Origin of the sequence: Serratia sp. SSNIH1 (assembly GCF_002935055.1) — a bacterium.
Lineage (GTDB): Bacteria > Pseudomonadota > Gammaproteobacteria > Enterobacterales > Enterobacteriaceae > Serratia > Serratia nevei.
Window position 1 is genome coordinate 5,129,826 of the sequence record NZ_CP026383.1, and the last position, 20,215, is coordinate 5,150,040.

At 59.5% G+C, this 20,215-nt stretch carries 24 protein-coding genes; 12 read left to right on the forward strand and 12 right to left on the reverse strand.

What is annotated here, in order from left to right:
* Window positions 1-11 precede the first annotated feature (11 nt).
* Together C3F38_RS24700 and C3F38_RS24705 are read left to right on the forward strand one after the other, a co-directional pair.
* The gene (locus C3F38_RS24700) at window positions 12-1,430 is read left to right on the forward strand and encodes a glutamate synthase small subunit (RefSeq protein WP_038879621.1); all 1,419 of its coding nucleotides are present in this window, start codon (window positions 12-14) and stop codon (window positions 1,428-1,430) included.
* Between the two features lie 165 nt (window positions 1,431-1,595).
* A complete protein-coding gene (locus C3F38_RS24705) occupies window positions 1,596-2,075 on the forward strand; it encodes a hypothetical protein (protein WP_038879622.1) in 480 nt (159 codons plus the stop codon).
* Between the two features lie 62 nt (window positions 2,076-2,137).
* Here the strand turns inward: C3F38_RS24705 and sspB are convergent, their stop codons facing one another.
* From sspB to zapE, 5 genes are all read right to left on the reverse strand, one after another.
* Window positions 2,138-2,638 carry a ClpXP protease specificity-enhancing factor gene (gene sspB / locus C3F38_RS24710; protein ID WP_004937084.1) on the reverse strand — a complete coding sequence of 167 codons (501 nt, stop codon included), beginning with the start codon at window positions 2,636-2,638 and terminating at the stop codon, window positions 2,138-2,140.
* A 5-nt stretch (window positions 2,639-2,643) separates the two neighbouring features.
* Window positions 2,644-3,285 (reverse strand): stringent starvation protein SspA, encoded by a 642-nt coding sequence (gene sspA / locus C3F38_RS24715; protein WP_004937082.1) that lies wholly within the window; start codon window positions 3,283-3,285, stop codon window positions 2,644-2,646.
* 325 nt (window positions 3,286-3,610) lie between these two features.
* The gene (gene rpsI / locus C3F38_RS24720) at window positions 3,611-4,003 is read right to left on the reverse strand and encodes a 30S ribosomal protein S9 (RefSeq protein ID WP_004937080.1); all 393 of its coding nucleotides are present in this window, start codon (window positions 4,001-4,003) and stop codon (window positions 3,611-3,613) included.
* Between the two features lie 15 nt (window positions 4,004-4,018).
* Window positions 4,019-4,447 carry a 50S ribosomal protein L13 gene (gene rplM / locus C3F38_RS24725; RefSeq protein WP_004937079.1) on the reverse strand — a complete coding sequence of 143 codons (429 nt, stop codon included), beginning with the start codon at window positions 4,445-4,447 and terminating at the stop codon, window positions 4,019-4,021.
* 275 nt (window positions 4,448-4,722) lie between these two features.
* Window positions 4,723-5,850, reverse strand: coding sequence for a cell division protein ZapE (gene zapE / locus C3F38_RS24730; RefSeq protein WP_047729785.1), 1,128 nt, complete (start codon window positions 5,848-5,850; stop codon window positions 4,723-4,725).
* Between the two features lie 231 nt (window positions 5,851-6,081).
* On the opposite strand from zapE, the gene zapG reads away from it, so the two are divergent.
* The 3 genes from zapG (at window position 6,082) to degS (ending at window position 9,174) form a co-directional block, all read left to right on the forward strand.
* Window positions 6,082-6,483: a Z-ring associated protein ZapG gene (gene zapG / locus C3F38_RS24735; RefSeq protein ID WP_004937074.1), complete on the forward strand. Its 402-nt coding sequence runs from the start codon at window positions 6,082-6,084 to the stop codon at window positions 6,481-6,483.
* A gap of 173 nt (window positions 6,484-6,656) precedes the next feature.
* Entirely contained in the window at window positions 6,657-8,027 is a 1,371-nt protein-coding gene (degQ, locus tag C3F38_RS24740; RefSeq protein ID WP_038879628.1) for a serine endoprotease DegQ, read from the forward strand.
* Between the two features lie 88 nt (window positions 8,028-8,115).
* Complete coding sequence (gene degS / locus C3F38_RS24745) at window positions 8,116-9,174, forward strand: outer membrane-stress sensor serine endopeptidase DegS (RefSeq protein ID WP_019453130.1); 1,059 nt, start codon at window positions 8,116-8,118, stop codon at window positions 9,172-9,174.
* Between the two features lie 71 nt (window positions 9,175-9,245).
* Here the strand turns inward: degS and murA are convergent, their stop codons facing one another.
* From murA to mlaF, 7 genes are all read right to left on the reverse strand, one after another.
* Window positions 9,246-10,505 (reverse strand): UDP-N-acetylglucosamine 1-carboxyvinyltransferase, encoded by a 1,260-nt coding sequence (murA, locus tag C3F38_RS24750; RefSeq protein WP_004937068.1) that lies wholly within the window; start codon window positions 10,503-10,505, stop codon window positions 9,246-9,248.
* Window positions 10,506-10,560: 55 nt separating this feature from the next.
* Window positions 10,561-10,815 carry a BolA family iron metabolism protein IbaG gene (ibaG, locus tag C3F38_RS24755; protein WP_004937066.1) on the reverse strand — a complete coding sequence of 85 codons (255 nt, stop codon included), beginning with the start codon at window positions 10,813-10,815 and terminating at the stop codon, window positions 10,561-10,563.
* 140 nt (window positions 10,816-10,955) lie between these two features.
* Window positions 10,956-11,258, reverse strand: a complete 303-nt coding sequence (gene mlaB, locus C3F38_RS24760) for a lipid asymmetry maintenance protein MlaB (RefSeq protein ID WP_038879636.1) — start codon at window positions 11,256-11,258, stop codon at window positions 10,956-10,958.
* Window positions 11,258-11,887 (reverse strand): phospholipid-binding protein MlaC, encoded by a 630-nt coding sequence (gene mlaC, locus C3F38_RS24765; RefSeq protein ID WP_038879639.1) that lies wholly within the window; start codon window positions 11,885-11,887, stop codon window positions 11,258-11,260. Before mlaC ends, mlaB begins: the two co-directional genes overlap by 1 nt.
* Before the next feature lie 14 nt (window positions 11,888-11,901).
* The gene (gene mlaD, locus C3F38_RS24770) at window positions 11,902-12,450 is read right to left on the reverse strand and encodes an outer membrane lipid asymmetry maintenance protein MlaD (protein WP_055316831.1); all 549 of its coding nucleotides are present in this window, start codon (window positions 12,448-12,450) and stop codon (window positions 11,902-11,904) included.
* Window positions 12,451-12,454: 4 nt separating this feature from the next.
* Entirely contained in the window at window positions 12,455-13,237 is a 783-nt protein-coding gene (mlaE, locus tag C3F38_RS24775) for a lipid asymmetry maintenance ABC transporter permease subunit MlaE (protein WP_038879645.1), read from the reverse strand.
* Between the two features lie 4 nt (window positions 13,238-13,241).
* Window positions 13,242-14,057 (reverse strand): phospholipid ABC transporter ATP-binding protein MlaF, encoded by an 816-nt coding sequence (mlaF, locus tag C3F38_RS24780; RefSeq protein WP_038879647.1) that lies wholly within the window; start codon window positions 14,055-14,057, stop codon window positions 13,242-13,244.
* 304 nt (window positions 14,058-14,361) lie between these two features.
* On the opposite strand from mlaF, the gene C3F38_RS24785 reads away from it, so the two are divergent.
* Genes C3F38_RS24785 through rpoN form a run of 7 tightly spaced genes read left to right on the forward strand, consistent with a single transcriptional unit; the run spans window position 14,362 to window position 20,215 of the window.
* Window positions 14,362-15,339, forward strand: coding sequence for a calcium/sodium antiporter (locus C3F38_RS24785; RefSeq protein ID WP_025160120.1), 978 nt, complete (start codon window positions 14,362-14,364; stop codon window positions 15,337-15,339).
* Window positions 15,340-15,355: 16 nt separating this feature from the next.
* Window positions 15,356-16,342: an arabinose-5-phosphate isomerase KdsD gene (kdsD, locus tag C3F38_RS24790; protein WP_038879650.1), complete on the forward strand. Its 987-nt coding sequence runs from the start codon at window positions 15,356-15,358 to the stop codon at window positions 16,340-16,342.
* A 17-nt stretch (window positions 16,343-16,359) separates the two neighbouring features.
* Window positions 16,360-16,914, forward strand: a complete 555-nt coding sequence (kdsC, locus tag C3F38_RS24795) for a 3-deoxy-manno-octulosonate-8-phosphatase KdsC (RefSeq protein WP_021505108.1) — start codon at window positions 16,360-16,362, stop codon at window positions 16,912-16,914.
* Window positions 16,911-17,489 (forward strand): LPS export ABC transporter periplasmic protein LptC, encoded by a 579-nt coding sequence (gene lptC / locus C3F38_RS24800; RefSeq protein WP_038879652.1) that lies wholly within the window; start codon window positions 16,911-16,913, stop codon window positions 17,487-17,489. Before kdsC ends, lptC begins: the two co-directional genes overlap by 4 nt.
* On the forward strand, window positions 17,458-17,997 hold the full coding sequence (gene lptA, locus C3F38_RS24805; RefSeq protein ID WP_025304377.1) for a lipopolysaccharide ABC transporter substrate-binding protein LptA: 540 nt from the start codon (window positions 17,458-17,460) through the stop codon (window positions 17,995-17,997). Before lptC ends, lptA begins: the two co-directional genes overlap by 32 nt.
* 6 nt (window positions 17,998-18,003) lie before the next feature.
* Window positions 18,004-18,729: an LPS export ABC transporter ATP-binding protein gene (lptB, locus tag C3F38_RS24810; protein ID WP_055316833.1), complete on the forward strand. Its 726-nt coding sequence runs from the start codon at window positions 18,004-18,006 to the stop codon at window positions 18,727-18,729.
* A gap of 52 nt (window positions 18,730-18,781) precedes the next feature.
* Complete coding sequence (rpoN, locus tag C3F38_RS24815) at window positions 18,782-20,215, forward strand: RNA polymerase factor sigma-54 (protein ID WP_038879655.1); 1,434 nt, start codon at window positions 18,782-18,784, stop codon at window positions 20,213-20,215.

A 20,215-nucleotide genomic window follows, 5' to 3' on the forward strand; every position in this document is an offset into this window, starting at 1 on the left:
GTAGGTCATTAATGAGCCAGAACGTTTACCAATTTATCGACCTGCAGCGTGTTGATCCGCCAAAGAAACCGCTGAAGATCCGCAAAATCGAGTTCGTCGAGATCTACGAACCGTTTTCGGAAACCCAGGCCAAGGCCCAGGCGGACCGCTGTCTGTCCTGCGGCAACCCGTATTGCGAGTGGAAGTGCCCGGTGCACAACTACATCCCGAACTGGCTGAAGCTGGCCAACGAAGGCCGCATCATGGAAGCGGCGGACCTGGCGCATCAGACCAACAGCCTGCCGGAAGTGTGCGGCCGCGTGTGCCCGCAGGATCGCCTGTGCGAAGGCTCCTGCACCCTGAACGACGAGTTCGGCGCGGTCACCATCGGCAATATCGAACGCTACATCAGCGATAAAGCCATCGAAATGGGCTGGAAGCCGGACATGTCGCACGTGCAGCCGACCGGCAAGCGCGTGGCGATTGTCGGTGCCGGCCCTGCCGGGCTGGCCTGCGCCGACGTATTGACCCGCAACGGCGTCAAGGCGGTGGTATATGACCGTCATCCGGAGATCGGCGGCCTGCTGACCTTCGGCATCCCGGCCTTCAAGCTGGAAAAGGAAGTGATGGTCAAACGCCGCGGCATCTTCAGCGAGATGGGCATCGAGTTCCAGCTGAACACCGAAGTGGGCAAAGACATCAGCATGGAGACCTTGCTGAGCGAGTACGATGCAGTATTCCTCGGCGTCGGCACCTATCAGTCGATGCGCGGCGGCCTGGAGAACGAGGAAGCGCAGGGCGTGTACGACGCGCTGCCGTTCCTGATCGCCAACACCAAGCAGCTGATGGGCTATGAAACCGAGCAGCACGAGCCTTACGTCAGCATGGAAGGCAAGCGCGTGGTGGTGCTGGGCGGCGGCGATACCGCCATGGACTGCGTGCGTACCTCGGTGCGCCAGGGCGCGACGCAGGTCACCTGCGCCTACCGCCGCGACGAAGCCAACATGCCGGGTTCCAAGCGCGAAGTGAAAAACGCCCGGGAAGAAGGGGTAGATTTCCAGTTTAACCTGCAGCCGCTGAGCATCGAGCTGAACAGCGCCGGCCGCGTGGCCGGGGTGAAGATGGTACGCACCCAGCTGGGCGCACCGGATGCCAACGGCCGTCAGGCGGCGGAGCAGGTGCCGGGTTCCGAACACGTGATCGACGCCGACGCGGTGGTGATGGCATTCGGCTTCCGCCCACACCGTATGGACTGGCTGGCGGCGCACGACGTGCAGCTCGATAAACAGGGCCGCATCCTGGCGCCGGAAGGCAGCGACAACGCGTTCCAGACCAGCAACCCGAAAATCTTCGCCGGCGGCGACGCGGTGCGCGGTTCCGACCTGGTGGTGACGGCGATCGCCGAAGGCCGCAAGGCGGCAGACGGCATCATGAACTACCTGGAAGTGTAAACCTTCCGTACCGCCAGAGGCCCGGCACATTGCCGGGCCTCTGTTTTTAGCCTGCCACGCTTTGTAACAACCTCCCCTCACCTCACCGCTTCAACGCGCTATAGTATTGAGTTAGCACCATTGCGGGGCGCGGCTGCGCCTGACACCGAGATAAGGATAGCGAACATGAAATGCTCCATTTCCCTGTTGGCCGGCGCACTGCTGGCCGTCAGTTTCAGCGCTTCAGCCATGGCGCTGGATTCGCAGGAGGTCGGTTACAATATCGAAGCGCGCGGCGCGCGGCCGGTCGTGGCACAGTTGGGCAAGGCCGGGCAGTTCAGCGCCGTGGAAAACAGCATCCGGTTGGGGGACGACAGCTGGATTGCCCTGGCGCCCAAGCTGGCCGGCGGCGGCAATGCCGGATTTACCGCCGGCATTAAATCTGCCCTCTCCGCGGCCCTGATCTACAACCCGGCGGCGGTATTGCAGGCGCTCAACAAAGGCAACGATCTCCCGCTCAATGACATCTGCACCGCGCCGCCGGAAGTGCAAGGCGACACCGCCATCACCAGCTTCCGTGAGCGCGCGGCCCGTGCCTTGTCCACCGTGCGCGTAGGCGATCTCAGCGCGCCGCGCGATGCCTGCATTGCCGCCTTGAAAGGCTGATCCGTTTCTGCCGGGCAAAAAAAAGCACCCCATAGGGTGCTTTTTCGTTTGTTCGCGCGGGATTACTTCACCACGCGCAGCGCCGGGCGGCCACCGCGCGGCGGCTGCGGCGGCTCGTCGTCCGGGCCGTTGTCTTCCGCGGTATCCGGGCGATCGCCGTCGATCACCGACATCAGGGTTTCCGAAGGGATCGTCTCATTGTCCAGGCCTTCGAACACGCCTTCGCTCTCGTCGTAGGCGGCTTCCGGTTCGAACATCGTGCCGGCGCCGTTTTCACGCGCATAGATCGCCAGCACGGCGGCCATCGGCACCGAAACCTGACGCGGCACGCCGCCGAAGCGCGCGTTGAACTGCACGTCTTCGTTGCCCAACGCCAGGTTGCCTACCGCGCGCGGCGCGATATTCAGCACGATCTGGCCGTCACGCGCGAACTCCATCGGCACCTGCACGTCCGGGCGAGTCACGTCGACCACCAGGTGCGGCGTCAGCTGGTTATCCAGCAGCCAGTCATAGAACGCCCGCAGCAGATACGGGCGACGCGGCGTCATCTGAGACATGTCCATCGCGCTTAGCCCCGGGTTTGCAGGCGCATTTCACGCTCGGCTTCGGTCAGGGAAGCCAGGAAAGCGTCGCGTTCGAAGACGCGGGTCATGTAGCCTTTCAGCTCTTTGGAGCCGGCACCGCTCAATTCAATGCCCAGCTGCGGCAGACGCCACAACAGCGGCGCCAGGTAGCAATCCACCAGGCTGAACTCTTCGCTCATGAAATACGGCGCCTGACCGAAGATCGGCGCGATCGCCAACAGCTCTTCACGCAGCTGACGACGGGCGGATTCCGCTTCCTGACCGCTGCTCTTCTCGATCTTGTCCATCAGCGAGTACCAGTTCTTCTCGATGCGCAGCATCATCAGACGGCTCTCGCCACGGGCAACCGGGTAAACCGGCATCAGCGGCGGGTGCGGGAAGCGCTCATCCAGGTATTCCATGATGATGCGGGATTCATACAGGGTCAGTTCGCGATCGACCAGCGTAGGCACCGTCTGGTAAGGGTTGAGGTCAATCAGATCTTGCGGCAGGTTATCCATTTCGACCTGCTCGATCTCGACGCTGACACCTTTCTCCGCCAGTACGATACGTACTTGATGGCTAAAAATGTCGGTCGGGCCAGAGAACAGCGTCATTACCGAACGTTTGTTGGCAGCGACAGCCATGAAAACCTCCAAGTTATCTAGAAAATACTGCGAATAGCCAACTGACAGGCTGCTATCCTGAATAATCTTGCCGCAGGCCGGCAGCACGCAGCGCGACCCGAGCCCATGAAAAACCGGCCCAGGAGGTCAACTGCACGGCGAACAGGCGCAAAAGTGGGTGATAGTTTACCAGATTTTGCTTGTTTTGTGGGGACGGTGCGGCGAATTCATGTTGAATTGTCTGATATGCCACAGATTTTAGTCGGGGGCGGCGGATTTCAGGCATAAAAAAACCCGGTGAAGCACCGGGTTTTTTGCGTAAATCGCACTGCCGAAGCAGCGGAAATTAACGCTTGGAGAACTGCGGACGACGACGTGCTTTACGCAGACCGACTTTCTTACGTTCAACCTGACGAGCGTCACGGGTGACGAAGCCAGCTTTACGCAGTTCAGAACGCAGAGTCTCATCGTACTCCATCAGTGCACGGGTGATACCGTGACGGATGGCGCCAGCTTGACCGGAGATACCACCACCTTTAACGGTGATGTACAGATCCAGTTTGCCAACCATGTCGACCAGTTCCAGCGGCTGACGAACTACCATGCGGGCAGTTTCGCGACCGAAGTACTGTTCCAGGCTGCGCTGGTTGATAACGATGTTACCGTTGCCCGGCTTGATGAAGACGCGAGCGGCGGAGCTTTTGCGGCGACCAGTGCCGTAGTATTGATTTTCAGCCATTGCCATTAATCCCGATTAAATGTCCAGAACTTGCGGTTGCTGTGCCGCGTGATTGTGCTCGGTGCCCGCGTAAACTTTCAGTTTACGGAACATAGCACGACCCAGCGGGCCCTTTGGCAGCATGCCTTTAACCGCGATTTCAATCACGCGCTCAGGACGGCGGGCAATCATCTCTTCAAAGGTCGCTTGCTTGATACCACCGATGTGGCCGGTGTGGTGGTAGTACACTTTGTCTGTACGCTTGTTGCCGGTTACAGCAACTTTGTCAGCGTTCAGAACGATGATGTAATCACCGGTATCCACGTGCGGGGTGTATTCCGCTTTATGCTTGCCGCGCAGGCGACGAGCCAGTTCAGTAGCGAGACGGCCTAAAGTTTTACCATCTGCATCAACAACGTACCAGTCGCGTTTTACGGTTTCTGGTTTAGCTGTAAAAGTTTTCATTAGAAAGCTTACCCAATAATTAGTTACACGTTGGTGAACACCCAAACGCTCGAAAACAGTTGAGGCTCACACGACCATACAAGTCCAGCAAACCTACCCCTTCGAATAGCCATTGCCGGCACTATAAAGTTTTTGGGAAAAAAAACTTTGTTGTAACGTGGGGTCGCAAGATTATAGAGAAGTCGCTCACAAAGATCGAACGGTTTTTGAATGGAAAATAAATTTATCGCCGGCGGCGGACAACCGGCGATACGGCGGCGGCAAGCCCGGCAGGCTCAGGGCAAATGCGGCAGCTTGAGGTACTCTTCGCTCTGCATTTCCTGCAGGCGCGACAGGCAGCGCTGGAATTCAAATTTCAGCTGCACCCCCTGATAGATCTCGAACATCGACGCTTCGGCGCCGATCACCAGCTTGATGTGCCGCTCGTAGAATTCGTCCACCAACGCCAGGAAACGGCGCGCGGTATTCTCTTTCAGCGGCCCCATCACCTGCACATTATACAGGATCACGCTGTGATACAGCCGCGACAGCGCGATGTAGTCCAGTTGGCTGCGCGCTTCTTCGCACAGCGTGTGGAAATCCACCGCCAGCACGCCGTCCACCGAACGGATAGCCTGCAGCGGCCGATGGTTGATCTGCAGCACCGGCGCATCCTCCCCCGCCTTGCCCGCCAGCTTGACGAACATCCGATCCAGCGTCTCGCGCGTCTGGTCGCTCAGCGGCGTCAGGTAGAGGTGCGCCTGGGTCAGGGTACGCAGACGATAGTCGATGCCCGCGTCGACGTTCATCACGTCGCAGTACTCGTTGATCAGATCGATGGCCGGCAGGAAACGCGCCCGCTGCAGACCGTTGCGGTACAGATCGTCCGGCGGGATGTTCGACGTGGCCACCAGCGTAATGCCGCGCGCGAACAGCGCCTGCAGCAGCGTGGCCAGCAGCATGGCGTCGGTGATGTCGGACACGAAGAATTCGTCGAAGCACAGCACGTCGGTCTCGGCCTTAAAGCCGTCGGCGACGATTTCCAGCGGGTTTTCCCGCCCCTGCAGCTCGGTCAGCTCTTCATGCACCCGCAGCATGAAGCGATGAAAGTGCAGACGCATTTTGCGATCGCCCGGCAAACTGTGGAAGAACATATCCATCAACCAGGTTTTGCCGCGCCCGACGCCGCCCCACATATACAGCCCCTGCACCGGGCGCTGCGGCGCCGTGTCGCCGCCCTTGCCCAGCAAGCGGCTGAGCTTACCGCGCAGCCCGCCGGCAGGCGCGCTCGCCGCCGGCTTTTGCAACAGAGCCTGATAAATGCGATCCAGTTGAGTGACGGCCCGGCGTTGAACCTCATCGGCCTGATATTCCCCCGCATCCAGCGCCTGCTGGTAGCGAGATAACGGTGATAGTGCCTGCATCTGTTCGATGTTCCCTAAGAACGCTTAGAAATTATTTAGCCAACGTTGGCGGCAAGTTGATGCTGATTCGCACCGTTATCGCCACAAATGTCCGCTGCGGGCGCCGCTGAAAACCCTGTAAAAATTAGGTGGAAGCGCATCAGGATTCCACTCGGACAAGGTTAACGGTTATAGTGGATATTATTAAGTGAAAAATCCCTGCGGAACAACGAAGTCAAAATAGGAGTCATCATGACCTGGGAGTATGCGCTGATTGGTTTGGTCGTCGGTATCGTGATTGGTGCGGTGGCGATGCGTTTTGGCAACCGTAAATTACGTCAACAACAAGTCCTGCAGAACGAGTTGGACAAGAGCAAAACCGAGCTGGAAGAGTACCGTCAGGAGCTGGTCGGCCACTTTGCCCGTAGCGCCGAGCTGCTGGACAACATGGCGCGCGATTATCGTCAGCTGTATCAGCACATGGCGAAAAGCTCGAACAACCTGCTGCCGGATCTGCCGATGCAGGAAAATCCGTTCCGCTATCGCCTGACCGAAGCGGAAGCAGACAACGATCAAGCGCCGGTGGAAATGCCGCGCGACTATTCGGAAGGCGCCTCCGGCCTGCTGCGCGGGCAAAGCGCGCGCCGCGACTGACCCCCTTCGCCCGCGGGGCCACCCGCGGGCTTCCTCCGTTTACCGTCTTGACCTTCCCTCGCATTACCTTTACTGAACTTTGCACGCAAATTCACGGTCTTACCCTTCACTATGACAAGGTGATTGCCTTATCATCAAATTTTCATCGGCAGGTATTGAGAGAGTTATAATCAATGAAGAAAAAGTCGTTAATTCTTAGTGCATTGGCAATGAGCCTCGGCCTGACGCTCAGCTCCGTACCGGTGGCCAACGCGGCCCTGCCCGTCGCCGTTCAGGGGCAGCCGCTGCCGAGCCTGGCGCCGATGCTGGAAAAAGTCTTGCCCGCCGTAGTGAGCGTGCATGTCGCCGGCACTCAGGTGCAGCGTCAACAACTGCCGGAAGAGTTCAGACGCTTCTTCGGCCCTAACTTCCCCGGCCAGCAGCAAAGCTCCCGTCCGTTTGAAGGGCTGGGTTCCGGCGTGATCATCGACGCCGCCAAAGGCTATGTGCTGACCAACAACCACGTCATCAACAACGCCGATAAAATCCGCGTACAGTTGAACGACGGTCGCGAGCTGGACGCCAAGCTGGTCGGCCGCGATGAGCAATCCGACATCGCCCTGCTGCAGCTCAGCGACACCAAAAACCTGACCGCCATCAAGATGGCCGACTCCGATCAGCTGCGCGTCGGCGACTTTGCCGTCGCGGTCGGCAACCCGTTTGGCCTGGGCCAAACCGCCACTTCCGGCATTATCTCGGCGCTGGGCCGCTCCGGCCTGAATCTGGAAGGGCTGGAAAACTTCATTCAGACCGACGCCTCCATCAACCGTGGCAACTCCGGCGGCGCGCTGGTTAACCTGAACGGCGAGCTGATCGGCATCAATACCGCCATTCTGGCGCCGAGCGGCGGCAACGTCGGCATCGGCTTCGCCATTCCGAGCAATATGGCGCAGAACCTGAGCCAGCAGCTGATTGAATTCGGCGAAGTGAAACGCGGCCTGCTAGGCATCAAGGGCAGCGAAATGACCCCGGATATGGCCAAAGCCTTCAACACCGACGCGCAGCGCGGCGCCTTCGTCAGCGAAGTGCTGCCGAAATCCGCCGCCGCCAAGGCGGGCATCAAGGCCGGGGATATCCTGGTCTCCGTCGACGGTAAACCGGTGAGCAGCTTCGCCGAACTGCGCGCCAAAGTCGGCACCACCGCGCCGGGCAAAACCCTCAAGGTGGGCCTGCTGCGCGACGGCAAACCGCAGGAAGTTTCGGTCACGCTGGACAACAGCGAGAGCGCCTCGACCAATGCCGAAACGCTGTCGCCGGCGCTGCAGGGGGTTTCCCTCAGCAACGGTGCGCTGCCGAGCGGCGACAAGGGCGTGAAGGTAGAGAACGTGGATAAAGGCTCGACGGCGGCGCAAATCGGCCTGCAAAAAGGCGACGTGATCATCGGCGTCAACCGCCAGCGCGTGGACAGCATCACCGTGCTGCGCAAGGTGCTGGAAGCCAAGCCACCGGTGATGGCGCTCAATATCGTGCGCGGTACTGAAACCATTTATCTGCTGCTGCGTTAATTTGTGCAAAAACCGGGCTCGGTGACATACTGCGCCCGGTTAACTCATGCTATCCTCCGAACATCGTTCACCACACCACGAAAACTCCATGTTTGCTAAGCTCTTGCGTTCTGTCGTTATCGGTCTCATCGTTGCCGGCCTGCTGTTGGCTGCCCTGCCCATGCTGCGCTCTTCCAACGGCCTGTTTGCAGAGAAAACCGAGAATACCAGCGACGAAACACCGGTGAGCTACAACAAGGCGGTGCGCCGCGCCGCGCCCGCCGTGGTCAACATCTACAACCGCAACCTGAACGGCGCCGCCAACGTGCTGTCGCTCGGCTCCGGCGTGATCATGAACGAACGCGGCTATATCATCACCAACCGCCACGTGATCAAAGACGCCCAGCAGATCACCGTGGTGTTGCAGGACGGCCGCCGCTACGAAGCGCTGCTGGTCGGCTCCGACGGCCTGACCGATTTGGCGGTACTGAAGATCGACCCCGGCAACCTGCCGGTGATCCCGACCAACAAAAACCGCGTTGCCCACGTCGGCGACGTGGTGCTGGCGATCGGCAACCCGTATAACCTGGGGCAGACCGTCACTCAGGGCATCCTCAGCGCCACCGGGCGCATCAGTATGAGCACCACCGGCCGACAGACTTTCCTGCAGACCGACGCCTCAATCAACCGCGGCAACTCCGGCGGTGCGCTGGTCAACTCGCTGGGCGAGCTGATCGGCATCAACACCCTGACCTATGACAAAATCACCGACGGCGAAACGCCGGAGGGCCTCGGCTTCGCCATTCCGATCGAACTGGCCACCAAAATCATGGATAAGCTGATCCGCGACGGCCGCGTGATCCGTGGCTATTTCGGCATTCAGGGTAAGGAGATCATTCCGCTGCGCTCCTCCAATTCCGGCATCGATCGCCTGCAGGGCATCATCGTGACCGAAATTACGCCGAACGGCCCGGCGAGCAGCGCCGGTTTCCAGATCAACGACATCATCATCAACGTGGATAACAAACCGGCGGTGTCCGTGCTGGAGACCATGGATCAGGTCGCGGAGATCAGGCCGGGCACCGAGATACCGGTTATCGTGCTGCGCGACGGCAAACGCATTACGTTGAAAATGACGGTGGGTGAATTCCCGGAAGACAGCAATTAAAAAAAGGGCCGGCATTGATAGCCGGCCCTTGATTTTCATCCTGCCGACGCAGCCGCGCCGGCGCTAATCACTTACTCGCCTTTCACGCGCTCGATGTTCGCACCCAGCGCGCGCAGCTTGTCTTCAATACGCTCATAGCCGCGATCGATGTGGTAGATGCGATCGACGACGGTCACGCCGTCGGCGATGCAGCCGGCGATCACCAGGCTGGCGGAAGCGCGCAGATCGGTCGCCATTACCTGAGCGCCGGACAGCTGCTCAACGCCGTGGCAAATCACGGTGTTGCTCTCGATTTCCGCGTGCGCGCCCATGCGGATCAGTTCCGGCACGTGCATGAAGCGGTTTTCGAAGATGGTCTCGGTGATGACACCGGTGCCTTCCGCCACCAGGTTCAGCAGGCTGAACTGGGCCTGCATGTCGGTCGGGAAGCCCGGGTGCGGCGCGGTGCGCACGGTGACCGCTTTCGGGCGTTTGCCGTGCATGTCCAGGCTGATCCAGTCTTCACCCACTTCGATATCGGCCCCGGCTTCGCGCAGCTTGGCCAGCACCGCATCCAGCGTGTCCGGACGGGTGTTGCGGCACATCACTTTGCCACCGGAAACTGCGGCGGCGATCAGGAAGGTGCCGGTCTCGATGCGGTCAGGCAGCACGCGGTACACGCCGCCGCCCAGACGCTCGACGCCCTCGATGGTGATTTTGTCGCTGCCGGCGCCGCTGATCTTCGCGCCCAGCGTGTTGAGGAAGTTGGCGGTATCGACAATTTCCGGCTCACGCGCGGCGTTCTCGATAACGGTGGTGCCGGTCGCCAGGGTCGCGGCGCTCATGATGGTCACGGTCGCGCCCACGCTCACCTTGTCCATGACGATGTGCGCGCCCTTCAGGCGGCCCTCGACGGACGCCTTGACGTAACCTTCTTCCAGCTTGATCTCGGCACCCAACTGCTCCAGGCCGGTGATGTGCAGATCGACCGGACGCGCACCGATCGCGCAGCCGCCCGGCAGGGAAACCTGGCCGCGACCAAAGCGCGCCACCAGTGGCCCCAGCGCCCAGATGGATGCGCGCATGGTTTTCACCAGATCGTAAGGGGCACAGAACTCGTTCACCCCGCTGGCGTCCACGAAGACCGAACCGTTGCGCTCAATCTTGGTACCCAACTGGTTGAGTAGTTTAATGGTGGTGTCGATGTCCTTCAGCTTAGGGACATTCTGCAGCTCAACCGGCTCTTCCGCCAACAGGGCGGCGAACAGGATCGGCAGGGCGGCGTTTTTGGCCCCGGAAATAGACACTTCACCGCTCAGGCGAGTCCGACCCTGCACACGAAATTTATCCATCTGACTACTCTCTGTTATCTAATCTGAAGCTGCCCGCCCGGCAGGGCAAACAGTCTTAAAATCCGTTGAGTTTGCGGTCTCGCTGCCACTCTTCAGGGGTGTACGCCTTGATAGACAAGGCATGAATGCGGTTGTCCGCAATGTATTCCATCAGCGGTGCGTAAACCGTCTGCTGTTTTTTGACGCGGCTCATACCGGCGAACAGTTCACCGACCACGATCGCCTGAAAATGGCTGCCGTCGCCCGTCACATGTACTTCATCCAGTGCCAATGCCTGCATCAGCACGTCTTTAATCTCGTTGGTTTCCATAGTATCCAGTTCTGCCGCTAAAGGATCATAAACAGCCTAGTATCTTAGTGGAATACGATGTTTTCTTAAACTAAAGAAAAAGCCCCTGCATAACAGGGGCTTTGTATCGTTTTACCACGCAAGCGCGGCGTAAAACGCCGCTAAACGGCGGTATCGACAGGTATTATCGCCTGCAGGTTGTAGAGCGCGATCAGCGTTTTCAGGCGCTCGGTGGCGCCGAAAATTTTTAGCGCTACGCCGCGCTCGCGCTGCTCTTCCTGCAGATGCAGCAACAGCGCCAGCCCGGCGGAGTCCACGCGCTCCAGTTGCGCTACGTCGATCGCGGTTTTACCCGCCATCAGCGCGTCGCGCTGCCGCCACAGCGGCTGCAGCGTTTCCCGGTCCAGTTCACCGCGCAGGATCAGCGTCTGCTGCTGTGATTCGAAGCTGAGCGCTGCCGACATCAGTTTTTCTTGTCCAGCGTAATAGGCTGCGCGGCAGCGGCCTGCAGCTGTTTGGTCAGGCCATCGATGCCCTGAGTACGCAGCGTGGATGCCCACTCGTTCTGCTTGGTGGTGATCATGCTGACGCCTTCGGCGATCATGTCATACGCCTGCCAATAGCCGGTTTTGCTGTTCTTGCGCCATTGGAAATCCAGACGTACCGGCGGGCGGCCGCCGTTGTCGATGATGGTGACGCGAATGGCCACGATGTCGGCATTGCCCAGCGGCTGTTCAGGCGCGATCTGGTAAGTCTGGCCGTGGTACATCGCCAGCGCCTGGCCGTAAGCCTGCTCCAGGTAAGCCTGGAAGGCGGTGAAGTAGGCTTCGCGCTGCGCAGGCGTCGCGTCTTTGTAGTAACGGCCCAGCACCAGCGCGCCGGCGTATTTCACCTGCACGAACGGCATCAGTTCCTGATGCACGATGGAGCGCAGGTAGTTCGGGTCCTGCTTGATCTTCGGCTGTTCGTTCTTCAAACGGCTGAAGGTCTTCTGCGCCGCGTCTTGCATCATGCTGTAAGGATTGGTTTGGTCGGCTGCGCTCGCCAGCGGTGCAACCACCAGCAGAGCCACCATCAGTAAACGTTTAAACATGCAGGTATCCTCTCTTAATGATTTGGAACAACGGGTTGCGGTGCGACGCCGGCAGCCGGCTCAGCGGCCGCGTCTCCCGATTTGGCGCTGTCCTGACCGCCGCTTTTATACAGGAACTGGCCGATCAGATCTTCCAGAACCATGGCTGATTTGGTGTCCTGGATGGTGCCGCCGTCTTTCAGAATGGTGGTGCCCATGTCAGGATCTTCGAAGCCCACGTTAAGCGCCAGATATTGCTCGCCCAGCAGGCCGGAGGTGCGGATCGCCAGCGAGCTGGTATCCGGGATTTGGTCGTACTTTTTCTGGATATCCAGCGCCACGCGCGGCGTGTAGGTTTTCGGATCGAGCTCGATGTCCGCCACGCGGCCGATCACCACGCCACCGATCTTCACCGGCGAACGCGGTTTCAGGCCGCCGATGTTGTCGAACGTCGCGTAAATGCGGTAGGTCGGCTCGCTGCCGATCGATTTAAGGTTCGCCACCTGCAGGCAGATAAACACGATGGCGCACAGCGCGATCAGCATAAATGCCCCAACCCAGATTTCACTCTTCTTCGTTTGCATCGAATCAATTCCCAAACATCAGTGCTGTCAGCACGAAATCCAATCCCAACACCGCCAGTGACGAATGCACCACGGTACGCGTCGTCGCCCGGCTAATCCCTTCAGAGGTAGGCACGGCGTCGTACCCGTTGAAAATGGCAATCCAGGCTACGGTAATGGCGAATACCACGCTTTTGATCAGGCAGTTGAGCAGATCTTTTTTCCACTCCACGGCGCCCTGCATCGCCGACCAGAAGAAGCCGCTGTCGATGCCCTTCCAATCCACGCCGACCACCGAGCCGCCCCAGATGCCGATCGCCACGAAAATGATGGTCAACAGCGGCATGCTGATCAGCCCCGCCCAGAAACGCGGCGCCACGATGCGCCGCAGCGGATCGACCGCCATCATTTCCAGGCTGGAGATCTGCTCCGTCGCCTTCATCAGGCCGATTTCTGCCGTGAGCGCGGAACCGGCGCGGCCGGCGAACAGCAGCGCCGTCACCACCGGCCCCAGTTCGCGCAGCAGCGACAGCGCCACCATCATGCCGAGGCTGGCCTCGGCGCTGTAGGTGGTGAGCACGATATAGCCCTGCAGGCCCAGCACCATGCCGATGAACAGCCCGGAGACCATGATGATCAGCAGCGACTGTACGCCGACGCTGTAGAGCTGTTTCAACAACAGCGGCCACTGCTTGCCGGGTTCCGGCCGGCCAATCAACGCGTTGAACAGCATCAACCCGGCGCGGCCGAAGCTGGCGCTGGTGTTGATGCCACTGCGCCCCAAGGACGCTAACGCTCTTAATAACATGAGCTTATTTACTCCCTAAGCCTAGCAGTTCGGTCTGATAATCCCCGGCCGGATAGCGGAACGGCACCGGCCCATCCGCTATACCATCCAGGAACTGGCGCACGCGCGCATCAGGATTGTTCTGCAATTGCTGCGTGGTGCCTTCGGCGATCACCCGGTGATCGGCCACGATGTAAGCGTAGTCGGCGATGCTCAACACCTCCGGCACGTCGTGCGACACCACGATGCAGGTAATGCCCAGCGCATGGTTCAACTCGTCGATCAGCTTGACCAGCACCCCCATGGTGATCGGATCCTGGCCGACGAAGGGTTCATCGAACATGATCATCTCAGGGTCCAGCGCGATCGCGCGCGCCAACGCCGCCCGGCGCGCCATGCCGCCGGAAAGCTCATTGGGCATCAGCTGGGCCGCGCCGCGCAGCCCTACCGCCTCCAGCTTCATCAGCACCGTGCTGCGCAGCAGGGGTTCAGGCAGGTTGCTGTGCTCGCGCAGCGGGTAGGCCACGTTTTCGAATACGGTCAAATCGGTGAACAGCGCGCCCGACTGGAACAGCATGCTCATCTTTTTGCGCGCGTCGTATAACTGACGGCGGGACAACGCGGGAATGTTGTCGCCGTCGAACCAAATCTCCCCGCTGTCCGGCGTCAGCTGGCCGCCAATCAGGCGCAGCAGCGTGGTTTTGCCGATGCCCGATGGCCCCATGATTGCCGTGACCTTGCCTCGGGGCACCGTCAGGTTGATGTCTTCAAATATCCGCCGGTCGCCGCGCGAGAAGCTCATGTCGCGCACTTCGACCAAATTATCTGCCTTATGGAGCATGTTAATGGACCCCTTTACGACTCATCTGTTGCTGAATCTACCCGTGATGTTAAAGCAATGGGCGCAATCCGTCTCATCTTTACAAAAACTTACTGCCATTTCGCGACCAATGGTGCCATTGGTTTTACTTTTCCGCGCCACCCGGTCAAAATTGGCGCCATAACGAAAAAAAACGAAACTGTTCAACTATTAGCCGGGAAAAACCGTTGCTGTAGCTCTAACGCGCGCAACGGAGGGCAAGCAATACCGCCGCATTGACGGCTTTAACCAACGAACCGGGATAATACCCGACAAAGGACCCTGCATGTTTCTCGCGATAGCATTATTAATCGTTGGTTTATTTCTACTGGTGTATGGTGCAGACCGCTTAGTTTATGGTGCTGCCGTGATTTCCCGCTCGCTCGGCGTCCCGCCGTTGATCATCGGCATGACCATTGTCGGCATCGGCACTTCGCTGCCGGAGCTGATCGTGTCCACCACCGCCGCGCTGAACGGGCAGATAGATATGGCCGTTGGCAACGTATTAGGTTCCAACATTACCAACATTTTATTGATCCTGGGCGTGGCGGCGCTGATTCACCCGCTGGCCGCGCGCTCCGAGATACTGCGGCGCGAACTGCCGCTGATGTTAGCGGTCACAGTATTGTGCGGTTTCGTGTTGATGGACGGCACCCTGAGCAGGCTGGACGGCGTGCTGCTGCTGGCCGCCGCCGCCGGCTTCATCCTGCTGATGCTGAAAATCGCCCGGCTGGCGCAGCGCGAGGGCAGCGACAGCCTGACCATGGAACAGATCGCCGAGCTGCCGCAGGACAGCAGCAACACCGTGGCGGTGCTGTGGCTGGTGTTGGCGTTTATCATTCTGCCGCTCTCTTCCAGGATGGTGGTCGATAACGCGACGGTGATTGCGCACTATTTCGGCCTGAGCGAACTGGTGGTCGGGTTGACCATTATCGCCATCGGCACCAGCCTGCCCGAACTGGCCACCTCCATCGCCGGGGCGCTGAAGGGCGAGGATGATATGGCGATTGGTAATATCATCGGCTCCAATATTTTCAACACGGTGATCGTGCTGGGCGTCCCCGCCCTGCTGTCGCCGGGTAGCGTGGACGCCGCCGCCTTCCAGCGCGATTACTGGGTGATGCTGGCGGCCAGCGTGCTGCTGAGCGTGCTGTGCATCGGCCGCAAACACCGCATCGGCCACCTGGCGGGCGCGCTGTTATTATGCGGCTTTATTGCGTATCTTGCGGTGCTGTTCTTTAACCCTTTCAGTACTTTCGGCTAAACCGACGGGAATGAGTATGTCGAACATTGAGTTGCAACCGGGCTTCGATTTTCAGCAGGCCGGCAAAGAAGTGCTTCAGATAGAGCGTGAAGGGCTGGCTCAGCTCGACAGCTACATCAACGCAGACTTCACCCGCGCCTGCGAAACGATCGCTGCCTGTGGCGGCAAAGTGGTGGTGATGGGCATGGGCAAATCCGGCCATATCGGCTGCAAGATCGCCGCGACCTTCGCCAGCACCGGCACCCCCTCATTCTTCGTTCACCCGGCGGAGGCCAGCCATGGCGATTTGGGCATGGTCACCCCGCAGGACATCGTGCTCGCTATCTCCAACTCCGGCGAATCCAGCGAGATCCTGGCGCTGATCCCGGTATTGAAACGCCAGCAGATCACCCTCATCTGTATGACTAACAATCCGGAAAGCTCGATGGGCAAAGCGGCGGATATCCACCTGTGCATCAAGGTGCCGCAGGAAGCCTGCCCGCTGGGGCTGGCGCCGACCACCAGCACCACCGCCACGCTGGTGATGGGCGATGCGCTGGCCGTCGCGCTGCTGAAAGCGCGTGGTTTCACGCCGGAAGATTTCGCGCTGTCGCATCCGGGTGGCGCACTCGGCCGCAAACTGCTGCTGCGAGTTAGCGATATCATGCACAGCGGCGACGAAATGCCCCACGTCAGCGCCGACGCTTCGTTGCGCGACGCGCTGCTGGAAATTACCCGAAAAAATCTGGGCCTGACGGTAATTTGCGACGATCTGATGAAAATCGCCGGCATCTTCACCGATGGCGACCTGCGCCGGGTGTTCGACATGGGCATCAACCTGCACGAGGCGAAGATCGCCGACGTCATGACGCCGGGCGGCGTGCGGGTGCGTCCCAACATCCTGGCGGTCGATGCATTGAACCTGATGCAACAACGCCACATCACCGCGCTGCTGGTTGCCGATGGCGACCAGTTGCTGGGTGTGGTACATATGCATGACATGCTGCGCGCCGGCGTCGTTTAATTAAGGAATAGAACGGAATGGGTATGGTAGAAACCTGCTACGGGCCGGTAGAACAAGAGGTTATGGCGCGTGCCGGGAACATCCGCCTGTTGATTTGCGACGTTGACGGCGTGCTGTCGGACGGCCTGATCTTCATGGGCAACAACGGTGAAGAACTGAAGGCGTTCAACGTGCGCGACGGTTACGGCATCCGCTGCTTGAAAACCTCGGACATCGAAGTGGCGATCATCACCGGCCGCTCCGCCAAGCTGCTGGAAGACCGCGCGCAGACGCTCGGTATCACCCATCTGTATCAGGGGCAATCCGATAAGCTTTTGGCCTTCCGCGAACTGTTGGATAAACTGTCGTTAACGGCAGATCAGGTCGCCTATATCGGCGATGACCTGATCGACTGGCCGGTGATGGCGCAGGTCGGCCTGGCGGTCGCGGTGGCGGACGCACATCCGCTGTTGACGCCGCGCGCCCACTACGTCACCCGCATTGCCGGCGGCCGCGGCGCGGTGCGCGAACTGTGCGACATCATTCTTTTGGCTCAAAATAAGCTGGAGGACGCCAAAGGGCTGTCGATATGAGTAAAACCAAACTGTGGATCACCATCCTGTTGACGGTGATCGTTCTGGCGCTGATCGGCTGGAACATGACGGACTTCAGCGACGAAACGGCCCCTGGCCCGGTCAACGATCAGGATCCGACCTACCAGAGCCAGCACACGGTCACCGTGGTGTACAACCCGGCCGGCAAGCTGAATTACAAACTGGTGGCGGAAGACGCGAAGTATTACACCGCCGGCGAGCTGAGCTGGTTCACCCAGCCGGTGATGACGCTGTTCGATGAGAATGCGGTGGCCACCTGGTCAGTTCGCGCCGATCGCGCCAAACTGACTAAAGACCGGATGCTGTATCTGTATGGTCACGTCGAGGTAAACAGCCTGACCACCACCTCACAGCTGGAAAAAATTAAGACGGACAACGCTCAGGTAAACCTGGTCACCCAGGACGTCACCTCCGATGACGAAGTCACGCTTTACGGGACCAATTTTACCTCTAACGGCATGAAAATGCGTGGGAACCTGCGGACCAAAACCGCTGAGCTGATTGATAAGGTTAAGACCAACTATGAAATTCAGAACCAAAAACCAACTCCGTAACCTGTTGCTCGGCAGCTTAGTTTTGGCCGCCAGCGCCCCCGCTCTGGCGCTGAAATCCGACTCCAGCCAGCCGGTGAGCATCGACTCGCTCAAGCAGTCGTTGGACATGCAAAGCAACGTCAGTACCTTCACCGACAACGTGGTGATCAAGCAAGGCACCATCGATATTCGCGCCGACAAGGTGGTGGTCACCCGTCCGGGCGGAGATCAGAATAAGACCTATATTGAAGCGTTCGGCAACCCGGTAACCTTCTACCAGATGCAGGACAGCGGCAAGCCGGTCAAAGGCCACGCGCAGAAAGTGCGTTACGACGTGGCGACCCAGCTGGTGACCCTGACGGGCAACGCCTATCTGGAGCAGCTCGACAGCAACGTGAAAGGCGATCGCATCACCTATCTGGTGCAACAGCAGCAAATGCAGGCGTTCAGCGATAAAGGCAAACGCGTGACAACGGTTCTGGTACCGTCGCAGTTGCAAGACAAAAACGGGCAAAAAAAGAGTAACTAATCACTTATGGCAACACTCATCGCAGAAAACCTGGCGAAAGCCTACAAGGGCCGTAAAGTTGTCGAAGACGTCAGCCTGAAAGTGAAATCCGGCGAGATCGTCGGCCTGCTCGGGCCGAACGGCGCCGGTAAAACCACCACCTTCTACATGGTGGTCGGCATCGTGCCGCGCGACGCCGGGCGCATCGTGATCGACGAAGAAGACATCAGCCTGCTGCCGCTGCACGCCCGCGCGCGCCGCGGCATCGGTTACCTGCCGCAGGAAGCGTCGATCTTCCGCCGCCTGAGCGTGTACGACAACCTGATGGCGGTGCTGGAGATTCGCCCCGACCTCACCAGCGAACAACGCGAAGACCGCGCCAAAGAGCTGATGGAAGAGTTCCACATCTCCCATCTGCGCGACAGCCTCGGCCAGGCGCTGTCCGGCGGTGAACGCCGCCGCGTCGAAATCGCCCGCGCGCTGGCGGCCAACCCGAAATTCATTCTGCTGGACGAACCCTTCGCCGGGGTGGATCCGATTTCCGTTATCGACATCAAAAAAATCATCGAGCACCTGCGTGACAGCGGCCAGGGCGTGCTGATCACCGACCACAACGTGCGCGAGACGCTGGACGTATGTGAACGCGCCTACATCGTCAGCCAGGGCAAACTGATTGCCCACGGCACGCCGGATGCTATTCTGGCCGACGAGCAGGTAAAACGCGTTTATCTGGGCGAAGAGTTCCGCCTCTGAGCGCCGGCGCGCCCTGCGGGGCGACACCGTTAACGGAAGTAGACAGAAGACTATGAAGCAAGGTTTGCAACTCAGGCTCAGCCAACAGCTGGCCATGACTCCTCAGCTCCAGCAGGCGATCCGCCTGCTGCAGTTGTCCACGCTTGAGCTTCAGCAAGAGATCCAGCTGGCGCTGGAGAGCAATCCGCTGCTTGAACAGACCGATCTGCACGACGAAATCGACGCCAAAGAAATCCAGGAGACCGAGGGACTCGATACCCGCGAGGCGCTGGAACAGAAAGACATGCCGGAAGAGCTGCCGCTGGACGCCACCTGGGATGAGATCTACACCGCCGGCACGCCGTCCGGCACCGGCACCGACTACAGCGACGACGAGCTGCCGGTCTATCAGGGCGAGACTACCCAAACGCTGCAGGATTACCTGATGTGGCAGGTGGATCTGACGCCGTTCTCCGATACCGACGCCGCCATCGCCACCTCCATCGTCGACGCGGTGGACGACACCGGTTATCTCACCGTGCCGCTGGAAGACATTCTGGAAAGCCTGGGCGATGAGAACGTGACCCTCGAGGAAGTCGAGGCGGTGTTGAAGCGCGTGCAGCGTTTCGATCCGATCGGCGTCGCCGCGCGCGATCTGCGCGATTGCCTGCTGGTGCAGCTCTCCCAATACGCTAAAGACACTCCTTATCTGGCCGAAGCGCGGCTGATCATCAGCGACCATCTGGATCTGTTGGCCAACCACGACTTTCGCAGCCTGATGCGATCAACCCGGCTAAAAGAAGATACACTGAAAGAAGCGATGCTGCTGATTCAGTCGCTCGATCCGCGCCCGGGGCAGTCGATCAATACCGGCGAATCGGAGTACGTAATTCCGGACGTGCTGGTGCGCAAGACGCAGAACACGTGGACGGTCGAGCTCAACGGCGACAGCATACCGCGATTGAAGATCAATCAGCAGTACGCCGCGCTGGGCAACAACGCCCGCAGCGAAGCCGACGGCCAGTTCATCCGCAGCAACCTGCAGGAAGCCAAGTGGCTGATTAAAAGCCTGGAGAGCCGCAACGAGACGCTGCTGAAGGTCACCCGCTGCATCGTCAGCCAACAGCAGGCGTTCTTCGAGCAAGGCGAAGAGTTTATGAAACCCATGGTGTTAGCGGATATCGCCCAGGCCGTGGAGATGCATGAATCGACGATCTCGCGCGTCACCACGCAGAAGTTTCTGCACAGCCCGCGCGGCATTTTCGAATTGAAATATTTCTTCTCCAGCCACGTGAATACCGACAGCGGCGGCGAAGCCTCCTCGACGGCGATCCGCGCGTTGGTGAAGAAATTGATTGCGGCGGAAAACCCCGCCAAACCACTCAGCGACAGCAAGCTGGCCACCCTGCTTTCCGATCAGGGGATCATCGTGGCGCGGCGCACCGTCGCCAAGTACCGAGAGTCTTTGTCCATCCCGCCGTCGAACCAGCGTAAACAGTTGGTTTGA